At 41.2% G+C, this 21,029-nt stretch carries 19 protein-coding genes; 11 read left to right on the top strand and 8 right to left on the bottom strand.

Annotated elements, in window-relative coordinates; genetic code table 11:
* Positions 1-89: 89 nt before the first annotated feature.
* The 3 genes from rpoC to FTT71_RS04840 all read left to right on the top strand — a co-directional run bounded on the left by rpoC (position 90) and on the right by FTT71_RS04840 (position 5,469).
* On the top strand, positions 90-4,289 hold the full coding sequence (rpoC, locus tag FTT71_RS04850; protein WP_096902331.1) for a DNA-directed RNA polymerase subunit beta': 4,200 nt from the start codon (positions 90-92) through the stop codon (positions 4,287-4,289).
* Between the two features lie 151 nt (positions 4,290-4,440).
* Positions 4,441-5,001: a hypothetical protein gene (locus tag FTT71_RS04845; RefSeq protein ID WP_179989537.1), complete on the top strand. Its 561-nt coding sequence runs from the start codon at positions 4,441-4,443 to the stop codon at positions 4,999-5,001.
* 111 nt (positions 5,002-5,112) lie between these two features.
* Positions 5,113-5,469 (top strand): hypothetical protein, encoded by a 357-nt coding sequence (locus FTT71_RS04840; RefSeq protein WP_004975789.1) that lies wholly within the window; start codon positions 5,113-5,115, stop codon positions 5,467-5,469.
* A 102-nt stretch (positions 5,470-5,571) separates the two neighbouring features.
* On the opposite strand, the gene FTT71_RS04835 is transcribed toward FTT71_RS04840, so the two are convergent.
* Both FTT71_RS04835 and FTT71_RS04830 read right to left on the bottom strand, forming a co-directional pair.
* Positions 5,572-6,423 carry an alpha/beta hydrolase gene (locus tag FTT71_RS04835; protein ID WP_096902328.1) on the bottom strand — a complete coding sequence of 284 codons (852 nt, stop codon included), beginning with the start codon at positions 6,421-6,423 and terminating at the stop codon, positions 5,572-5,574.
* 208 nt (positions 6,424-6,631) lie between these two features.
* Complete coding sequence (locus FTT71_RS04830; RefSeq protein WP_131260963.1) at positions 6,632-7,117, bottom strand: DUF4442 domain-containing protein; 486 nt, start codon at positions 7,115-7,117, stop codon at positions 6,632-6,634.
* 120 nt (positions 7,118-7,237) lie between these two features.
* On the opposite strand from FTT71_RS04830, the gene FTT71_RS04825 reads away from it, so the two are divergent.
* The 5 genes from FTT71_RS04825 to htpG all read left to right on the top strand — a co-directional run bounded on the left by FTT71_RS04825 (position 7,238) and on the right by htpG (position 13,287).
* On the top strand, positions 7,238-8,128 hold the full coding sequence (locus tag FTT71_RS04825) for an alpha/beta fold hydrolase (RefSeq protein WP_154321287.1): 891 nt from the start codon (positions 7,238-7,240) through the stop codon (positions 8,126-8,128).
* 91 nt (positions 8,129-8,219) lie between these two features.
* Positions 8,220-9,596 (top strand): Na+/H+ antiporter family protein, encoded by a 1,377-nt coding sequence (locus FTT71_RS04820; protein WP_180050052.1) that lies wholly within the window; start codon positions 8,220-8,222, stop codon positions 9,594-9,596.
* Positions 9,597-10,168: 572 nt separating this feature from the next.
* Complete coding sequence (locus FTT71_RS04815; RefSeq protein WP_180043869.1) at positions 10,169-10,759, top strand: OmpW family protein; 591 nt, start codon at positions 10,169-10,171, stop codon at positions 10,757-10,759.
* Positions 10,760-10,931: 172 nt separating this feature from the next.
* Positions 10,932-11,276, top strand: a complete 345-nt coding sequence (locus tag FTT71_RS04810; RefSeq protein ID WP_178865975.1) for a lysozyme inhibitor LprI family protein — start codon at positions 10,932-10,934, stop codon at positions 11,274-11,276.
* A 94-nt stretch (positions 11,277-11,370) separates the two neighbouring features.
* Complete coding sequence (gene htpG / locus FTT71_RS04805) at positions 11,371-13,287, top strand: molecular chaperone HtpG (protein WP_180160739.1); 1,917 nt, start codon at positions 11,371-11,373, stop codon at positions 13,285-13,287.
* 140 nt (positions 13,288-13,427) lie between these two features.
* Here the strand turns inward: htpG and FTT71_RS04800 are convergent, their stop codons facing one another.
* The 4 genes from FTT71_RS04800 to FTT71_RS04785 all read right to left on the bottom strand — a co-directional run bounded on the left by FTT71_RS04800 (position 13,428) and on the right by FTT71_RS04785 (position 16,870).
* A complete protein-coding gene (locus FTT71_RS04800) occupies positions 13,428-14,573 on the bottom strand; it encodes a hypothetical protein (protein ID WP_179994912.1) in 1,146 nt (381 codons plus the stop codon).
* 94 nt (positions 14,574-14,667) lie between these two features.
* On the bottom strand, positions 14,668-16,188 hold the full coding sequence (locus tag FTT71_RS04795) for a hypothetical protein (RefSeq protein WP_180160738.1): 1,521 nt from the start codon (positions 16,186-16,188) through the stop codon (positions 14,668-14,670).
* Between the two features lie 10 nt (positions 16,189-16,198).
* Positions 16,199-16,378 (bottom strand): hypothetical protein, encoded by a 180-nt coding sequence (locus tag FTT71_RS04790; protein ID WP_019836108.1) that lies wholly within the window; start codon positions 16,376-16,378, stop codon positions 16,199-16,201.
* Positions 16,379-16,705: 327 nt separating this feature from the next.
* Positions 16,706-16,870 (bottom strand): hypothetical protein, encoded by a 165-nt coding sequence (locus FTT71_RS04785; protein WP_019836107.1) that lies wholly within the window; start codon positions 16,868-16,870, stop codon positions 16,706-16,708.
* A 374-nt stretch (positions 16,871-17,244) separates the two neighbouring features.
* On the opposite strand from FTT71_RS04785, the gene FTT71_RS04780 reads away from it, so the two are divergent.
* Positions 17,245-17,445, top strand: a complete 201-nt coding sequence (locus FTT71_RS04780) for a dodecin family protein (RefSeq protein WP_004975809.1) — start codon at positions 17,245-17,247, stop codon at positions 17,443-17,445.
* Between the two features lie 172 nt (positions 17,446-17,617).
* Here the strand turns inward: FTT71_RS04780 and FTT71_RS04775 are convergent, their stop codons facing one another.
* Positions 17,618-18,319 carry a DsbA family protein gene (locus FTT71_RS04775; RefSeq protein WP_004975810.1) on the bottom strand — a complete coding sequence of 234 codons (702 nt, stop codon included), beginning with the start codon at positions 18,317-18,319 and terminating at the stop codon, positions 17,618-17,620.
* Positions 18,320-18,572: 253 nt separating this feature from the next.
* Here FTT71_RS04775 and FTT71_RS04770 point away from each other — a divergent pair, with 253 nt between their 5' ends.
* Entirely contained in the window at positions 18,573-19,322 is a 750-nt protein-coding gene (locus FTT71_RS04770) for a hypothetical protein (protein ID WP_180160737.1), read from the top strand.
* A gap of 108 nt (positions 19,323-19,430) precedes the next feature.
* A complete protein-coding gene (locus FTT71_RS04765) occupies positions 19,431-19,703 on the top strand; it encodes a hypothetical protein (RefSeq protein ID WP_004975814.1) in 273 nt (90 codons plus the stop codon).
* 145 nt (positions 19,704-19,848) lie between these two features.
* On the opposite strand, the gene fadA is transcribed toward FTT71_RS04765, so the two are convergent.
* Entirely contained in the window at positions 19,849-21,021 is a 1,173-nt protein-coding gene (fadA, locus tag FTT71_RS04760) for an acetyl-CoA C-acyltransferase FadA (RefSeq protein WP_004975824.1), read from the bottom strand.
* Positions 21,022-21,029 lie beyond the last annotated feature (8 nt).

Below are 21,029 nucleotides of genomic sequence, written 5' to 3'. Positions count from 1 at the left end.
GATTAAGGGGGATTAAAACTCAGTTAAAAAACAATATTTGTGACCCAGTTGGGATGTGAAAACAGCCTCCCAGCACACGGAGAAAAAAATTGAAAGACTTGCTCGATATCATGCGCAAAAAGACGGATTCAGACGGTCATGCTCCAGTAGAGTTTGACCGCATCCGTATTGGTCTTGCGTCACCAGAAATGATTAAGTCATGGTCTCACGGTGAAGTTAAAAAGCCAGAAACCATTAACTATCGTACGTTTAAGCCTGAACGTGATGGTTTATTCTGTGCCAAAATTTTTGGTCCAGTAAAAGATTACGAATGCTTGTGTGGTAAATACAAGCGTATGAAATACAAAGGCGTCATTTGTGAAAAATGTGGCGTTGAAGTAACGACTGCAAAAGTTCGTCGTGAGCGTATGGGTCACATCGAACTCGCTTCTCCAGTTGCACACATTTGGTTCTTGAAATCATTACCAAGCCGTATTGGTTTATTACTTGATATGACTTTACGTGATATCGAGCGCGTATTGTATTTCGAATCTTATGTGGTTACTGACCCAGGTATGACGCCATTTGAGAAATATCAACTTCTCAATGACGAAGAATACTTCAATGCTCTAGAAGAGCATGGTGATGAATTCACTGCGAAAATGGGTGCTGAAGCAGTTCAAGACTTGTTAAAAGACATCGATCTTGAAGCTGAAATTGCTCGTTTACGTGAAGAAATTCCACAAACAACTTCAGAAACTAAGCTGAAAAAAGCGTCTAAGCGTTTGAAGTTGATGGAAGCGTTCAAAGAGTCGAACAACAAGCCAGAATGGATGGTGATGAATGTACTGCCTGTACTTCCACCAGATCTTCGTCCGTTGGTTCCACTTGAAGGTGGTCGTTTTGCGACGTCTGACTTGAACGATCTTTATCGTCGTGTGATTAACCGTAACAACCGTTTGAAGCGTCTTCTTGACCTTGCAGCGCCAGACATCATCGTACGTAACGAAAAACGTATGTTACAAGAGTCTGTTGATGCCTTGTTAGATAACGGTCGTCGTGGTCGTGCAATCACAGGTTCAAACAAGCGTCCGCTTAAATCTTTGGCAGATATGATCAAAGGTAAGCAAGGTCGTTTCCGTCAAAACTTACTTGGTAAGCGTGTTGACTATTCAGGTCGTTCGGTGATTACCGTTGGTCCAAACCTACGTTTACACCAGTGCGGTCTTCCGAAGAAAATGGCACTTGAACTGTTCAAGCCATTCATCTTTGCGAAACTACAAGCTTCAGGTCAAGCTACCACCATTAAAGCTGCGAAGAAAATGGTTGAGCGCGAAACCCCAGAAGTTTGGGACGTACTTGCCTCTGTGATTCGTCAACACCCAGTGATGTTGAACCGTGCGCCTACACTTCACCGTTTGGGTCTTCAAGCATTTGAACCGATCCTGATTGAAGGTAAAGCCATCCGTCTACACCCACTCGTTTGTGCTGCGTTTAACGCCGACTTCGACGGTGACCAAATGGCGGTACACGTACCATTAACGCTTGAAGCGCAATTAGAAGCGCGTGCGTTAATGATGTCCACCAACAACATCTTGTCTCCTGCGAACGGTGAACCAATCATCGTACCATCTCAGGACGTGGTGTTGGGCTTGTATTACATCACGCGTGATGCAATCAATGCCAAAGGTGAAGGCATGGTGTTTGCAGATACGCACGAAGTAAACCGTGCACTTGCAACGGGTCAAGTTGACTTACACGCTCGCGTAAAAGCACGTGTACACCAAACCGTAATCAATGAAAATGGTGAGCGTGAGCAACAAACTATTGTTGTAGATACGACACCAGGTCGCTGCTTGCTTTGGGAAGTTGTGCCTGAAGGTTTAAGCTTCGAGCAAATTAACCTAGAGATGAACAAAAAGAACATCTCAAAGTTAATCAACTCTTGCTACCGTAAATTAGGTCTAAAAGACACGGTTATTTTTGCAGACCAATTGATGTACTTGGGCTTCCGTCAAGCGACACGTTCAGGTGTTTCTGTGGGTATGGAAGACATGGTTATTCCACCACAAAAACAAGCAATTATTGAAAAAGCAGAAACTGAAGTTCGTGAAATTGAACAACAGTTCGAGCAAGGCTTCGTAACTGCGGGTGAGCGTTATAACAAAGTGGTCGATATTTGGGCACGTACCAACGACCAAGTTGCTAAAGCGATGATGGACAACTTGTCATTCACAACTGTGAAAAACAAACAGGGTGAAGACGAGAAGCAAAAATCATTCAACTCGATCTACATGATGTCGGATTCAGGTGCGCGTGGTAGTGCGGCACAGATTCGTCAGTTGGCGGGTATGCGTGGTTTGATGGCGAAACCAGATGGTTCGATCATTGAAACGCCAATTAAAGCGAACTTCCGTGAAGGTTTGACGGTACTTCAGTACTTCATTTCAACTCACGGTGCGCGTAAAGGTTTGGCCGATACCGCATTGAAAACAGCGAACTCAGGTTACTTGACACGTCGTTTGGTTGACGTTGCACAAGACTTGGTAATTACTGAGCCAGATTGCGGTACTTATGGCGGTTTAGTGATGACACCATTCATTCAAGGTGGTGATGTCATTGAAAACCTTGGTACGCGTGTATTAGGTCGTGTAACTGCAGAAGATGTGAAGAAAGCGGGTTCAGACGAAGTTATTCTGCCACGTAACACACTCATTGATGAAAAACTTGCTAACTTCTTAGAAGAGCAAGGTGTCGATGAAGTAAAAGTACGTTCAGTGGTATCTTGTGAATCGACCTTTGGTGTATGTGCGAAGTGTTATGGTCGTGACCTAGCACGTGGTCACTTGGTGAATCCAGGTGAATCTGTGGGTGTAATGGCTGCTCAATCGATTGGTGAGCCAGGTACACAGTTAACCATGCGTACATTCCACGTGGGTGGTGCGGCAAGCCGAACTTCTGCAGCCAATAGCGTACAAGTGCGTAACAAAGGTTCAGTACGTTTCCATAACGTGAAAACTGTACAACACGCTAAAGGTCACTTGGTATCTGTTTCACGTTCAGGTGAAATTGGTATTGCAGATGAGTTAGGTCGTGAGCGTGAGCGTTATAAACTGCCATACGGTGCGTCAATCTTGCTCAAAGATGGCGAAGCGGTAGAAGCTGGCGGTATTGTGGCGACTTGGGATCCACACACGCATCCACTTGTGACCGAAGTTGCGGGTAAAATCCGTTTCAGCCAAATTGCTGATGGCGTGACTGCAACCTCGAAAACTGATGATGCAACAGGTATGACCACAGTTGAAATCTTGCCAGTGACTTCACGTCCTGCGTCAGGTAAAGACTTACGTCCTGCTGTGGTATTAGACACTGTGGATGGTGGCGAACAGTTCTACTTCTTGCCACAGAACACGATTCTTTCTGTCCGTGATGGCGAAAATATCGGTGTGGGTGACGTTATTGGTCGTGTACCACAAGAATCTTCACGTACTCGTGATATTACCGGTGGTTTACCACGCGTTGCAGACTTATTTGAAGCACGTAAACCAAAAGAGCATGCGATTCTTGCAGAAGTGTCAGGTATCGTGAGCTTTGGTAAAGAAACCAAAGGTAAGAACCGTTTAGTGATTACACCAGATGATGGCTCTGAGATTTACGAAGAGTTGATTCCAAAATGGCGTAACATCAACGTGTTTGAAGGTGAGCATGTGAACCGTGGTGAAACCATTTCTGATGGTCCACAAAACCCACATGACATCTTACGCTTGAAAGGTGAAGTGGCATTAACCAACTACATCGTGAACGAAGTTCAAGACGTTTACCGCTTACAAGGTGTAAAAATTAACGATAAGCACATTGAAGTCATCGTGCGTCAAATGTTGCGTAAAGTTGAAATCACCGATGGTGGCGATACGAGCTTCATCAAAGGCGAACAAGTGGATTACATTCGCGTGGTACAAGAAAACCAAGCTGTACTTGCACAAAACAAGTTCCCAGCGAAGTTTGAACGTCAATTGATGGGTATCACCAAAGCATCGCTTTCAACAGACTCGTTCATTTCTGCTGCATCGTTCCAGGAAACTACACGTGTGTTAACTGAAGCGGCTGTAACAGGTAAAGAAGATGATTTACGTGGCTTGAAAGAGAACGTTGTTGTGGGTCGTTTGATCCCAGCAGGTACGGGTCTTGCTTACCACTTAGAGCGTCGTCGTCAAGAAGCTGAAGCTGCTGAATTGGCATTAGTGAATGATTTCTCTGATGTAGATCAAGCATTAAGCCAAGCATTTAGCGATGAATTTAACGATCTCTAATTCGTTTTAAAGCATCATTTAAAGACGCCTTTCGAGGCGTCTTTTTTTTGCCAACGTTTTAGTTGCATATTTTGCTTTAATAAAGCCGCAATATTGCATATAGTGAATTAAGAACAATTTAAAAATATCAAGAAAACTAAGGGGATAGCTTATGCAATTTAGAGGACTGACACTGTGTTTATCGGCAATGCTACTGAGTGTGTCTGTTTCGGCTGCACCAATGCCAAACAGCATTGTGGTGAAAGACAAAGCCATTGTGCCTATTCTAAAAACTGAAGTGATTCGTACAGTGACAGGTGAAAAGCCTATACGCCATGTAGAAGCCACGATTTTTGAAGTGAGCAATCAGGGTAAAGATATTGTGGCAAAGGAAGTTGTTTTTGATGATGATCAAGCACAGTTTTCAGAGAAACAATTGGGTATTCCTGTGATTCAAAAAGGTGGGGTGATTGTACCAACCTCAAAAATTGAGTTGAATAAAACCCTAAAGCAGGATGGTAAAGTCATTTCTGAAGTGAAAACGATTGATGCAGAAGGCATGGAATATAAGCAGGGGCAGGCGCCAATTCATCGCACATTAAAACTGGATCGGGTCAAAACGCCTGAAAGCAAAGAAACAGTTTCTCATGCTGTGTTTACTGAAGATGGACAAACCACAAGAGATGTCGTGCTTTTGGAAGAAGATGTTGCTGAATCATCTATTCAGCCTTAAGTCTTTTACAGAAATACCTTCATCTTGCTGTGCTTGGTAACAGTTTTTTCAAAGTTGTTACCGCAATATGCACTAAGCTGAGAGCGAATAGACCGAGGGGGAGTGATCACCATGAAAAAAGTATTGAGTGTATTGGCAATTGCCACAGTATCGACCATGCTTATGGCGGGTTGTGAAAGCATGAGTTCTAATGACCAACGTATTGGTGCTGCAGCATTAGGCGGTGCCGTTGGTGGCGCAGCGGGTAACAGCGTAGGTGGTAGTGTTGGTGCAGCAGCAGGCGCAGGTGCAGGTGCAGCAGTTGGAAGTAAAACCCAAGATGGTTCTAACCGTAACGCAACCTATAGTGGAATTGGCGGTGCGATTGGTTCAATTTTAGGTAAAGAAGTGATAGGTGGTAATGCAGGCGCTGCAATCGGTGGTGCTGTTGGTGGTGGTGCTGGTGCAGCCATCGAGCAAAAGCGTTAATCTGAATACGAACAGCCATGCCATCCTACTGAAGTATTTATATTTCAGTACATCCAACGCAGAGTCTTATGATTCTGCGTTTTTTATGCGCTAGCTGAAAAATTAATGCGTTTGGATAAATTGATTGACTGCTTGAGTATAAGCATTATTTTGTCCCAATGACTTGTTGATTTCAGCATGTGAAAGTCGGACAGGCAATAACTGGGTTTGAGTTCCGAATTTCTGTGCTTGTTGAATAAATTGTCGAGCTTGAGTACAGGGTTGATCTGCACGGATGGTTGAGCACACCGCGAGAAATGCAGGTAAAGCTTGATGTAGCTGAGCTATCGGAGAAAGGGCTTTCCAGTTGGAAGGTTGATCACCAAAGGCTTGATCATAAAAACGTGCATGACGTGTTTGCATTATCTTTTCTATATCATAAGCCGCGCTATCTAAAGCAACTGTAGCACGCCAAGGCTGTGGCTGGGGTGCCAGCCAATGGGGGCGAACGGTTAATAGACTGACCAGGTGTGCGCCCGCAGAATGTCCCATCAGCACCAAGCGTTTTGAGTCAGCATGCCAATGCGGTGCCTGATTTTGGATATAAATAAGCGCTTGGGCGATATCCTGAGTTTGCTGCTGTACGGTCACATCTGGAACTAATCTATAGTTGATAGACACAAAAATCCAGTTTTGCTTGGTCCAGTAACTCAGCTTATTTTTGACCACAGCAGCATGATTTTTATCACCCATTTTCCAAGCACCGCCATGGACCATCATCATGAGCGGGGCTGGTGTTTGATCTGTGAGTACTTTGGCAGGGAAATAGACATCCATCACTTGTTGAGGATGAGATCCATAAGCCACATTTTTCAAAGTCTGGACTTTGGTAAATGTATTCGGCACCAAAGCATGGAGGGATGTCGATGAATAGAAACAAAGTAGGGAAAAGATTGGCACAAGATTTTTTTTCATTTTAATGATCCTTTAATTTTAAATACTATCAATGTTTATAATTTTTATGATCCACTGATGTATCAACAGTAATACGTTAATTAATTCATACCTGCTCAAAAAGAGTAGAGAAGTTTGTCGGTGACATTGATCTTTTTGTCTTTTGATTAAAATAATATTACCAACAACGCAGAATCATTAGATTCTGCGTTTTTATGTGAGCTAAAAATTACGTTGCTACGGCTTTGGGCTTTTTACGTCGGATATATAACGTTTTATGCACTTCTGCAATTCGTACACCTGATTCATCGATAATATTGAGCGTATATTGACGTGTCAGAGGAGCATAGTCTTCTGCGATCTGTTTGATTTCCTCGACTTCAGCGGCACTCAGGCGAATATCGGCATACACCGTACTGCGTCCTGGGGCGAGGAAATGAATCGTTGCCGCTTTATCCCAAACAATATATGTTGAACCCAAGTGATGCATCAGAATTAACATATAAAATGGATCTACCATGGAATAGAGGCTGCCGCCAAAATGTACGCCGACAATATTTTGATTTTTGCGAGTGAGTGGCATTTTGACACGGACATGGTGGTTGGCTAAATCGATTTGATCAATTTCAATACCTGCACCCCGATAGGGTGGGTACCGATTTAAAAAGTATTTAGAAACGATAGGAAGTTGCTGCAATTTTTTGATGAGGTTCATGGGAAATTTTATAGAGCCTTAAGTAGATTTTTCTTATATTAGTATGAAATTTGAGCAAGCCAATGGCATATTTTGTTATTCTCAAGAGCAATCATGTCAACAATAAACAACAGGATGTTTATGCAAGCACAAACGCAATGGATTGAAACCTCAGATTATCAACAGCTCTATGTCAAAACTTGGGGCGAAAAAAAAGCACCTGCACTGATTTTGGTGCATGGCTATCCAGATAACCAAGAAGTCTGGGAACGGGTGATTGCCGTGTTGGTGCAAGATTTTTATGTGGTGAGTTATGATGTGCGCGGTGCGGGACAATCCTCCATTCCTAAATCCATTCGTGCCTATAGCTTGGCTCAATTGGCTGCAGATTTAATGGCTGTTGCTAATGCCGTTTTGGGGCAGCGTGCATTTCACTTGGCAGCTCATGACTGGGGTTCAATTCAGTCTTGGGAAGCAGTGACGGATCCAGAATTAAAGGGACGAATTTTATCGTACAGCAGTATTTCAGGCCCATGTTTGGATCATGCAGCGTTCTGGATGCGTAAGCAGTTTTCTGAAAATAAAATTAAATTTTTCAAACAAATGCGTAAATCTTGGTATATTGCTGCCTTTCAACTTCCTGCACTTGCGCCTACAGTTTGGCAGTTCTTTCAACCTGAACAATGGCGTCAGGTAGTGATGCGCTTAGAACGCGATCAAGATATTGCGATCAATCCTAATATCCGCAAAGATGGGCGCTATGGCGTCAATTTATATCGTGCCAATTTTATCCCACGTTTATTAAAGCCGCGTCAACGTTATGCAATTTGTCCTGTGCAAGCTATTGTCTTGAAATATGATCAATTTGTGGGTGCTGAATTGATTGATGAAATGTCGCTTTGGGTAGATGATTTTCAACGTGTGGAATTGGCAGCTAATCACTGGGCGATTCTTAGTCAGCCGCAAGCAGTTGCTACTGCCATCCGTGATTTTGCTTTAGGTCATGCAAATTCACATGCTGCAGCAATTTAAATCAGAAACGCTTGTCGGAGTTGAATGTTTGGTCAACTCCAATCTGCATAATCTCTGATAAAATAGCTTCTTTTTTGAATTTTCATCTCTTATGTTCGCAATTCTTGCTGCCATTGCAATCATGTTCGGATTGTCGTTGGCTCGTGTGCCTGTGGTTTTTGCCTTGGTTATTGGTGCAGTCTCAGGTGGTTTACTGGCTGGTTTAGGCTTACAAGGCACTTTAGATGCGTTTAATAATGGTTTAGGTGGTGGCGCTAAAATTGCTCTTGCTTACGGTATTTTAGGTGCATTTGCTTTGGCTTTGGCACGTTCAGGTTTGCCAGACTTATTGGCGTATAAGCTGATTCGCACTTTAACAGGTGGCAGTAATACTAAGGTACAGAACCGCGTTAAATATCTGATTTATTTTACTGTGGCTTTGGCAGCGGTATTTTCACAAAACTTAATCCCTGTACATATTGCATTTATTCCTGTATTGATTCCACCTTTATTAAGTGTTTTCAATCATTTAAACCTAGACCGTCGTGCAGTGGTTTGTTTGCTGACTTTTGGTTTGGTTGCCACCTATATGTTTGTTCCTGTGGGTTTCGGTGCAATCTTTCTGAATGATATTTTGGCGCACAATATCAACACCTTTGGTGCTCCGTATGGTTTTGCCATTCAAAATGAAGATATTCCTGCTGCCATGTTTATTCCTGTGTTTGGGATGTTTATTGGGCTATTGATCGCGTTGTTTGTGAGCTATCGTAAGCCTCGACATTATCAAGATGTGCAGGTAGAGCGTACCCAAAGCATTTCGAGTGAGCTCAATGCAAATACCGCCGCGCCAACCCTACAAGCGCCTCAGATTGCAAAATTTACCTTGTGGATGGCAGTGTTTGCGATTATTGCAACCTTGGCGGTGCAATTGTATTCAGATTCGATGATTCTGGCAGGTTTGGTGGGTGTTGCCATTTTAAGCTGTGCGGGAATTTTCAAATGGAAAGAAGCAGATGATGTGATCATTACAGGTATGCGTATGATGGCACTCATCGGCTTTATTATGATTGCTGCACAAGGTTTCGCTTCAGTGATTGAAGCTACTAATCAAGTGCCTGCTTTGGTAGAAGCGTCGGTGGAATGGATTGGCAATAGCAAAGCTTTGGCTGCATTTTTAATGTTATTGATTGGTTTGTTAATCACCTTGGGGATTGGCTCATCTTTCTCTACCGTGCCTATTTTAGCGATTATTTATGTGCCTTTATGTTTGCAGTTCGGTTTTAGCCCTGCAGCAACCATTGCGATTATTGGTACAGCAGCAGCCTTAGGAGATGCGGGTTCTCCAGCATCGGATTCAACCTTGGGGCCAACTTCGGGTTTAAATATGGATGGGCAGCACGACCACATGAAGGACAGTGTGGTACCGACTTTTATTCACTTTAATATTCCATTGATGATTTTTGGCTGGATTGCAGCGATGGTGCTGTAAATTATCACCAAAATTTTTAAGCGCACGTGTTCAGAATAGACTGGGCACGTTGCAGCATCGTGCTAAAACGACAAGAAGAATCTTCCTCAAATTCATCCTCAAATCTGCCTATTGAAACCCAATACAAAATTCAAACTCTCTAACAAAATGATCCATTTTTCGTTGTAATTAACTTCTAATATTAGAATGAAGATGATTTTAATTCTCTTTATTTAATTTGGATAATTTTATTGATTTTCTATGATTTAAAAATAGAAAGTCTGAGTGAATTAATCTATTTAAAATAAATTTGTGTTAGTTTTTAAATAAATATAAGATGTATTTTAAATAAATCTTTTAATATATTTTTAAAATAAAATTGAGTAATATAGTCGGGAAATAATAATATAAACTCTATTAATTAACTCGGATTTTAAAACCAAGTAATTTGGTCTATTTAAAATAAATTTATATAATAATTAATAGCTTATAAAATAATTAAAATATTATGTTTAATATGTGTTGCATATTAATAGTGGTCGTGTTTAATATTAATTAAGCGTTAAGATTTTTATTCTAAAGGTGGTTTTGAAATGTTAAAGCAAGTTGCTCTAATTGCATTAATGGGAATGTCTGCTTCTGCTATGGCAGGTCAATGGCAAGTTAAAGTTGGTGGTTCTGTAATTTCTCCAACACAAGATACAGATATTCTAGGTGGTGCAGCTAATGTTGAGGCTGATCATGAATATGCATTTACACCTTCAGTAGAATATTTCTTTAATGATAATATCTCTGCAGAATTATTGTTGGCTACGCCAATTAGCCACGATGTGTTAGTGAATGGTGATTCTGCTGTTAAGATTAAGCATTTACCACCAACATTGACTGCTAAATATAATTTTAAAAATTCAACCCGTTTCACACCATACATTGGTGTCGGTGGTACTGCATTTGTTGCATGGGATGAAAAATCTGATTTAGGTAAAGTTAAGGTAAAAGAAGACTTTGGTTTTGCAGGTCAAATCGGTTTTAACTTCCAGCCAGCCGATGCAAAAAACTGGGGCGTATTCTTTGATGCACGTTATGCACAATTAAGCCCAGAAGTTGAAATCGAAGGTTTAAAACCATTTGATCTAGACATCGACCCAATGGTGTACACCATCGGTTATAGCTACAAATTCTAATCATAAAAAGTAGCTCTTTATAATAATAAAAATCAGCGCAACCCCATCTTTTTGATGGGGTTTTTTATTGCAAAAAATAACAAATGTATCGAATGAAAAAATTGAGTGCATGTGCCATGTTCATTTACAGTCTGAAAGATAAAGTAAAGAACGATAAAGAAGGAATTAATTCATGTTGATAAAATACGGTTGGCCTATATGTGTTGGTTTAATGCTGAGTGTCGCGGGGCATGCGGCGAGTTTTTCTTGTGAGAAAGCCAGAACACCAACAGAACATGCCATTTGTGAACATCGTGCGGTCAATGATGCCGATGTGAAAATGGCCACCACCTATCGTATCGTCAGCCGTTTGGTCGCTATGGGGACGCGCTCACAAATTCGTGATGAACAATTTCGCTGGTTAGAGTTGCGTGATCGTTGTGGCGCTTCCGTCGATTGTTTAACCCAAGTGTATAATTTGCGTCAGCAGAAATTGGAGGATCATTTAAATCAGGTTTATCAACGTGCACCTTTTTAAATTTTTCTAGGTTTAGGCTTGAAAAATCAGGCAATCACTCCAATTCATTAACACATCCAACAATAACCATGTTTATGAATTTAAGGAGTGATGAATGAGCGAGCAAAGCCAAAAACACAGTTTCCAAGCCGAAGTGGCGCAGTTATTACATTTGGTGACCCATTCTCTTTATTCCAACCCTGAAATTTTCTTGCGTGAACTGATTTCTAACGCATCAGATGCCTGCGACAAATTACGTTTTGAGGGTATCAATCATCCTGAATATTATGAAAATGATCCTGATTTACGTGTGCGTATTCGTTTAGATCAAGATCAAAAAACCATAACCATTTCAGATAACGGCATTGGTTTAAGCCAACAGGAAGCGATTGAACATTTGGGTACCATTGCCAAATCGGGCACCAAAGATTTTATGTCGAAATTGACAGGCGATCAAAAAGCCGATGCGCAATTGATTGGTCAATTTGGTGTGGGTTTCTATTCAGGTTTTATCGTGGCAGATAAAATTACTGTGGAATCACGCCGTGCAGGATTGGCTGCAGATGAAGCCGTGCGTTGGAGCAGTGCGGGTACTGGCGAGTTTGATGTCGAGCAAATTCACAAAGCAGAACGGGGTACCGATATTATTCTGCACTTGCGTGAAGATGCGCTGGATTATTTAGAAAGCTACAAAGTTAAGCAGATCATCAATAAATACTCTGATCACATCAGTTTGCCAATTCAAATGCAGAAAGAAGTATGGCAGCAAGAAGAAGCAGCTGAAGGTGAAACACCGAAAGCAGGTCAGTATGTGAAAACTGATGAGTGGGAAGCAATTAACTCGGCCAGTGCGTTGTGGACGCGCAATAAAAACGAAATTAGTGCAGAACAGTACATTGAGTTTTATAAAAACCTCAGCCACGATTTTGACGCACCATTGGCATGGGCGCATAACCGTGTTGAAGGCAGTACTGAATACACTCAGTTGTTGTATGTGCCAAGTAAAGCACCGCACAACATTTTTACTCGTGAAGCCAAAGCGGGGATTAAATTGTATGTGAAGCGCGTATTTATTATGGATGAGGCAGACAACCTGATCCCGAACTATCTACGTTTTGTACAAGGTGTGGTGGACAGCGCCGATTTGCCATTGAACGTGAGCCGTGAGTTATTGCAAGAAAGCCGTGATGTGAAAACCATCCGCGAAGGCAATACCCGTCGTGTGTTGACCATGTTGGACAATTTAGCCAAGTCTGAAGATGAAAAAGACCAAGAAAAATTTAAGCAATTCTATCAAGAATTTGGTTCAGTTTTAAAAGAAGGCTTAGGCGAAGACTTTGGCAACCGTGAACGTATCCTGAAATTATTACGCTACGCTACTTCAAGTAATGATGACATCAGTACCTCATTGGCGGACTATAAAGCGCGAATGAAAGAAGGTCAGAAAGCCATTTACTACGTTACGGCAGACAACTTGAACGCAGCAAAGCATTCTCCACAGTTGGAGTTGTTTAAGAAAAAAGGCATTGAAGTGTTGTTGATGGCAGAACGCGTAGACGAGTGGGCGATGAACTTTGTGCAGGAGTTTGATGGCACGCCAATGCAAAACGTATCTAAAGGTGCGGTTGATTTAGGCGATCTACAAGATGCTGAAGAGAAGAAAGCTTTAGACGCGGCTGCAGAACAATTTAAACCTGTGGTTGAGCAATTGTCTGCATCTTTAAGCGGTAAAACCAAAGAAGTGCGTGTGACTACACGTTTGGTTGATTCCCCTGCTTGTTTGGTAACAGGTGAAGGTGAACTGTCACCACAATTGATTCGTATGTTGAAGGATGCAGGGCAAGCTGTACCTGATATGAAGCCAATTTTGGAAATCAACCCAGAGCATCCTTTGGTGAAAAAATTACAGGACTCCAATCAATTTGATGATTTGGCGCATGTGATTTTTGATCAAGCTGTGATTGCTGAAGGTGGCTTGCCTGAAGACCCAGCGGAATATGTGAAACGTATTAATAGCTTACTGTTAAAGTAAGTCTGCTTTCGCATGAACATGATCGATGATGCGTTGTACAAATAATGCATCGTCATCTTGCAAGATCATCTTGCAAAAAAACCAAGTCCTGTTCGCAAGACTTGGTTTTTTAATTTGGCTTGATTGTAGATGTTACCTGTTTAGAAAATGGCTTCTAAACGCACTAAAGCACCGAGATAATGATTACGATCTGCGCGATCATCATTTAAATAATTGACATCGCCCTGAATAAAGAACCATTCACGTAAAAATGGTTGACGCCAAGAGACAAATGGCCCCCAACGATTTAAACGTAAGTCATCATCGTGATAATAACCGCCTGTATAAATGCCATAGTTAAAGCGGTTGCCTGCAAAGAATTGATGTTGTCTAAAGGTGTAGTTGTCCCAAACCAAATCATCATCTTGTTCATCGGCATAGGTCAGGCTAAATTGATTGGACAAGAAAGCCTGATTGGGGCGTGCGTGCGTGAGCTCCAAGTTGGTTCTGAGATAATTTTCACTGTCGATGCCATAACGATAAATTTGTTCGGCATGAAAAGAGAAATCATTTTCCAAAGTCCAGTCTTTAGAGGCTTTTAAACGCAGATAAATATCATCGCCAGAACGTACCCCTAAATCGACATCTGTTTCAAAAGGTAGACGCTCGGCAAAGTTCGACCAACGTAATGCCAGAGAACTGTTGTCTTCACGGCTACGTTTGCTGTCTACAGTTTTGTCTGCATCATGCGCTGGGTTTTCGTTGGTAATGGCGACGTTATTTTGCAATTCGTTATCGAGCGAGTCATCACCAAAGACCACACTGAGTTTATTTTCAAGCGTAGGCAGTTTGATTTTCCCGCGAATACGAGGTTTGACTTCATATTCATTATGCTTATCCCAACTGCTATCGACCAAAACCCGCAAAGTGGCTGAGGCAGGCTGTTCAGGACTTGGTTCACCAAACCAGTTATCCAGTTTATGTGCTGTTTTATCTGCCCAATTGCGAATATTTTTTTGACGTTGATCGAACCAAGTTAAATGTTCCGTTTCTGCGGTGGCAGGTACAATGGATTCATTGGATTGTTCGGGTAACACCGTCGGTGTGGCATCAATCCAACGTGGAATCGTGTAATAAAAACCGTTTTTATCTGCTGCACTTGGCGGAGCGACAGGCAATTCATAAGGTGGCAGTGGCGTATGGGCTTGATCCACTGCTTGAGTTGATTCTTGTGCAAAAGTGATGCCTGCGACCCCACTTAAGAGACAGCTTAATATAAAAGGCGATGTGTGCTTTATTCTTGACATTATTTACTGATCTTTAAGCCATTTTTGTTAGTGTTGAAAATCTATGAGATAAAAGCAAGACTTGGCTACAAAATCATAATATAAACGGCAGTTTTTAGGCAGAAACCTCTTTTTCTTGATACATTTGAAGTGCTTGGCATAACTGCAAAGCATCAATCGGTTGCTGTAATTGGGAGATGACTTTTTGAATCATTTGCCAACTAATACCTTGTTGTCGATCTAATAAAATGTGCGGTATAGCTTGTTCAGTACGGGACAGTTGTAAGCGCTTTTGACCATGAATCACACGAATTTTTTGTCGTTCTTTCAGTAAAATCAAAGGGGTATGACTCTGTGCTTCACTTTCTTCAAACTGAATAAACTTAGTAGTTTGAATGTGCTGTATCGGAATGAAAGGAAAATAATGCTCTTGCTGCCACACGATTTGAGCATCATGACTATAGCATTGAAAAAGCTGATCGAAATCAAATAAATGTTCTTGTAATTTTTCCCAAGAAATTTCACGTATTGCTGCAATTTCATGTTCAAACTGTTGGCAAAAGTTTTGAGTCAAACGAATCGCTTGCATTTGATCTAATGCGCCAAGCAGTACCACATATTTAATAAAGCGTCCTTGCGTATTGGTTTGTTCTGCCAAATATACCGCACGCGCCAACACCTGTTGCTGATCTTCTTCGGGATCAGACAAATGCACCAATACATCGGCATATTGCGTGACTTCTGGCGCTTCAGGCAAAAAGACCCGATACAACTGTGCTGACTCATTTTGGCTAAGATTGAGCGCAGAAATGGGGCAACTATATTGGCTTAACAATAGATTATAAGCTGGGTTGACGCTTGGTTTTTGCGTGCCAGCCGTCATCTGGGCAGTATCTATTGTCGTTGCATCAGGCTGAGTTGTATTCAGTATTGCGTTGGAAATGATCGTTTGGTCTGCTGTCGGTTCAATTGTAAGTTCATCTTTAGCCACGTCCACAACTTGAGTATCAGACGAGGCAACTTCTTCTGTAGCGATGTGGTCTGTAATGAATTCAAATTGAATTGGCGAATCTACAGCTTTATTTTCTTCTGGGTCTACAGTGGCAAAAATTGGTTGAGTTTGTGCTGCTTCTATCGTTACAGTTTGAGCAGCTTCTAGCACAGCAGCTTGTTTCAGTTCTGCATCGGTTTGAAGGCAGTGATACTGTTGCTGCTGTTCCAACATCCAGCGATAGACCTGCTCTAAATCTTGAAATTCGCTTAGCAGAGCAGTGCGGTCTGCAGCAGGAATTAACCAAATTTGCCAACCTGCTCTCGGTTGATACAAAATCGCCCAACCTGCTTCAGGCTGTTGATAAAGTGCTGTTTCAAGTGCTTCAAGTTGTGTAAATACGCCACGAAAAGATTGTGCATATAAACTTTGTTCTGCAAAAGTTACCGCAGTTTGAATTGGATTTTGTGAGGCTTTAAATGTGAGCAACTGTTTTTGAAAAATCGGTTTATCGCACAGCATAAAAATTTCTTTAATGCGTGCTTTGGCTTTGGCTGTTTCATACAGACTGAGTCTTTTATGCGTTAAAGCATCAATTAAGTCGCGTAATTCTTTAATCAACAGTGATTTTTCTAGTGTATTCATTGATGCATACTTAAATATGTTGTTGTGCTTTTTCCAAATAATCTGCCAAGACAATATTCAGAGCCAATTCAATCAATTTATATTCTGCCGATTGTGGTTGAGGATAGCGTTTGGCTAATTCGATTAAATGGTTGACCTCAATCGCTTGAGGTGGAATTTTTCTTTGTATAAGTGCTTGAAGTTGTTGCATAGGCATCTGCTATAGCAATGAAAAAAAATCACTTTAATTATATGGATTTAATTAAAAAATACATGCTAAAAATTGTCAGCTTTTGTGCTTTTTTAGACATTATTGACAAAAAATGCGCTTTTTATATGAAAAATAATCAAAAAAATTTAAATCGCAGTGCCAAAAAAGTATTAGCAATTGGGTAGAACACAGTTTTTAGATGTTGCATGGACGATTTAAAGCAAATTTAGCATTAGAAAAACAAACAGTAGCCTGCTTTAGACTGCTGTTTGGGGAGAGAAATGGGAGAGATTAATACAGCTAAAATTAGTGGATAAAACGCGTAACTTAAGCTGCCTTTTGCGAAGTTGGTTCATTTACAACAGCTTCAGATGCAGCCGATTCTGTATTCACTTTTTGAGTTGGAAAATCAGGTACATGCACAATTTGAGCAGATACATTTGCAGCAATTGCTAAAAGTGAAACCATCAAAACAGATTTAAACATATTCATGGGAATATCCATCCAAAGTGTTAATGTCTAGGCAGAAGAATAGACATCGTAGGGAGATCAAACGAAATAAAAAATTCACATGAATCATAACAAAGTTTAAAATTTACAAAATGATCATTTCGGCAATTATTTTAAAAATAGCAATATAAAACAATATATTAGAGTTTTAGCTCTAGTTTTTTGTGTAGGCTTAAATGGTTGAGATGTCTGCAAAATTTGTATTTAGATAAGTCTGAAATGCGGGTGAATGGTGACAGTTTTTGACAGTGTGAAATCATGTAATGTTTTGGCTGTGATTGGTTAAACAGTCTAAAAATGCGGTTTTTTTAATCTATGATGGAATTCCAATAACGATAAAGGACAGTGAGAAAATCATGGCAATTGCAAAAGTAGTTGAAGTTAATTCAAGCAGTACAAAAAGTTTTGAAGACGCGATTCAGACTGGAATCGCTAAAGTGACAGAAACAATTAAAAATGTCCAAGGGGCGTGGATTAACGAACAAAAAGTGGTGGTTAAAGACAATCAAATCACGGAGTATCGGGTCAATTTAAAAATCAGCTTCTTGGTTGAATAACACCTCGCTTCATTAACGAAGCATAGTAAGATGACAACTAACCGAAGCGTGGTTGCGGGGCAAAGCTGGAACTTTGACCCATTTTAAAAGCACAAAAAAATCCCGTAATGGGATTTTTTTGTGCGTCTAATCAGCCGGAAGAACACTATTCAGCCTTGTCTGTATTTCAATCTTAAGCTTTAGGTTCAGATACATCGCATTGTTCTGCATCGCAGCTTGCTGCATCTTCAAGCTCTAGCTCGCTTGCTGTTTCAAGGGCTTTTTGCAGAACTTGCACAAAAACTTCGCGTGGCTGCGCACCTGCTAAAGCAATACGCTGATCAAATACGAAGAACGGTACGCCAGTGACGTTTAATTGTTCACGTGCAACTTCTTGGTCAAATTTTACAAAGTCGGCATATTCGTCAGAATCCAAAACATCATCCACTTCTACAGGGTTCAGCCCAATACGTGATGCAACATCTTCTAGTGTTTCACGCTCGCCAATTGCCAAACCTTGAGTCATATAGCTATAGAAAAAAGCTTCTTTGGCTTCGCTGCCCAAGCCTTTACTTTGCGCCAAATGCACCAAACGATGGGCATTAAAGGTATTGCCTGAATTGGCATTTTCCCATTGAAAGTCAATGCCTTCAGCTTTTGCCATTTCGGCAATATTACGCTGCATGTCTTCTACTTCGGCAAGGCTGCGCCCATATTTTTGTGCCAAACGCTCTGAATTGGACACTTCCTGACGCGGTGGCGCATCTGGATCGAGTTCAAAACTGTGCCAATGCACTTCTAATTCTACACCTGCTTCTTCAGCAGCAGCCTCTAAACGTTTTTTGCCGATATAGCAAAACGGGCAAACAATATCTGACCAAATATCAACGCGCATGAACAATCTCAAATTCTGTTTTTTACTAAGATGGGGATGTTACATAAAATTTAAAGCATAAAGCGATGCTAAACTTATTTTTGAGCATCTGATCAAATAGCGTCATGGATACAGAATCATATAAAGGCATAAATGAATTGATTTATTTCACTATATTCTAATGGCTGCATTAGAAAATAAGCATAAAATGCTATACAAATGTGACAGGCTTCACGCTAAGATATTGCAAATACTAAAAAATAAGAGGGCACGCATGCGACGTATAGTGCTAATTATAGGATGTGCAACGCTGCTGATTTTTGGCGGGATATTTTATCAATATCAACAGCAGCAAAAACAAGTCACTCAATTGCATGCTTATCAAAATGTGATTTATGAAAAAGCCGAACAAATTTTTGTACAGGCACAGGATTGGTCTAAGCCGATTCAAATTGACTTAAAAGATAATCGTTTAGATGGCGACTATCAAATTATGGCGAGTTTTGTCTTGAGTCACATGGTGCAAAGTGCCGAAGCGCGCAATAGCTATTTACGTGAATTAAAAGCCTTGAATTGGGATCAGTTTTTAGATCCTCAACGACTTGCTGCAGATAAAAAACAAGACTATGCCGATACCGAAGCCATGTTGGTGCAAGTACGTGCCATGGTAGAGCTGTATCAGGAACATTTAGAACAGCATGAAGCGATGGCTTTGGAGCAGATTGAGAATCTTGAAATCAATCATAATTTGCGCCGTCATTTAGCAGAATCTTTGCTAGAAAGCCGCCATAATGACCAAGGACACGCATTATTTGAATTGGAAAAGAAAAATTTGGGTAAGGCGTATGTGTTGTTTGCAATTTTAAAAAACAATAAATGGGAGCTCAAAAACAATACCTTCATGTTCTATGAAGATGCAGCCTTGAAAGAATTTAATGCGGTATATCAAGAGATGGTGCAGCTCAATACGCAAATGCAAGAGATCACTCAGCAGCATCAGCGGGCACTGGAAAGCAAGTTGTAAGGTCTGGCAAATCCTTACATCAAATTGTCAAAAGAATGTCATCTGCCGTTCAAATCTCTTGCCTAAACTGTGCCTGTTGATTTAATTGCTCAGCTAGGCAGGTCCAATATGAACAGCATTCAAGTCTTTGATGATATTCAACAACTGTATTTGCAATTCTTAGAAAATAAAAACTACCCGAAACTCGAAAATTTAAATAATTGGGGCAAGAACCGTTACTTCTTTAATCAGCACTTTCGTTTGGTTGAAGATTGGCATCAGACTGAACAAATTGTGATTGAATTTAATCAACAATATTATTGCTTGGATACAGGCAGCGCCCCAGACTTTATGGATAAAGAACGCTATATGACATGGTTGATGGGGGAGTTGTTGGTTTAAGCCGTGCAGGTAAATCACAACTGATCAGCCATCTAGTCTTCAAGATAACAATGCAAAAGAATAAAATTTAAAAATTAGAACAGCTCAAAACAACAAAATAAAAAATCCCCGCATGATGCGAGGATTTTTTTATTACGAAGACTTTTTACACACGCTCAATAATTGTCGCGATACCTTGACCAAGACCGATACACATGGTCGCAAGACCAATTTGCGTGTCTTGTTGTTCCATCACGTTCAATAACGTGGTGGTGATACGCGCACCTGAACAACCCAATGGGTGACCGAGTGCAATTGCACCACCGTTCAAGTTCACACGATCTTGCTGATCATAAATGCCTAAGCCTTTTAGAACAGATAGACCTTGTGCAGCAAACGCTTCGTTTAATTCAAAGGTTTGAATGTCTGCAATTGACAAGCCCGCACGTTTAAGTGCTTTTTGCGTTGCAGGTACTGGGCCATAACCCATGATTGCTGCATCACAGCCTGCAACGGCCATAGAGCGAATCACCGCACGTGGTTTCAAACCTAATGCTTGTGCACGTTCAGCAGACATAAGCAACATAGCAGAAGCACCATCAGACAATGCTGAAGATGTCGCCGCAGTTACGGTACCGCCTTTCGGATCAAATACAGGACGTAAAGCTTGGAATGCTTCAAGGTTAGCATCTGGACGAATCACTTCGTCGATGTCGCACAGCTGTTTAAAGCCATTTGCATCATGACCTTCAATGCCAATGATTTCGTTCTTAAAACGACCTTCTTGCGTTGCAGCCCATGCACGACGGTGTGATTCCACACCAAAAGCATCTTGCTCTTCACGAGAAATACCGTTCATGCGACCCAACATTTCAGCAGTTAAGCCCATCATGTTTGATGCTTTGGCATAGTGCTTAGATGCAGCAGGGTTGATGTCGATGCCGTGCATCATGCCCACATGGCCCATGTGCTCTACACCACCAATGATGAAAATATCACCCTGATTGGTTGCAATTTGTGCCGCAGCCGTGTGGATAGCTTGCATTGAAGAACCACACAGACGGTTTACAGTTTGACCTGCAACTGTTTTTGGAAGATCAGCCAATAATGCAATATTACGACCAATGTTCATGCCTTGTTCTAGGGTTTGATTCACACAGCCCCAGATCACATCTTCAACTTCGTTGACATCGAACTGGTTACGAGCAACTAAAGCACGAACCAATTCAGCCGATAGACTGTCAGCACGTACATTGCGGAACATACCGTTTTTGGTTTTACCCATTGCAGAACGTACGCCATCAACGATGACAACGTCACGTGGATTTAAAGTAGCCATTCACGTTG

Source organism: Acinetobacter sp. YH01004 (assembly GCF_013420455.1).
GTDB lineage: Bacteria > Pseudomonadota > Gammaproteobacteria > Pseudomonadales > Moraxellaceae > Acinetobacter > Acinetobacter towneri.
The sequence above is the reverse complement of the archived record's forward strand: the minus strand, read 5'-3'. Positions and strand labels throughout refer to the sequence as shown.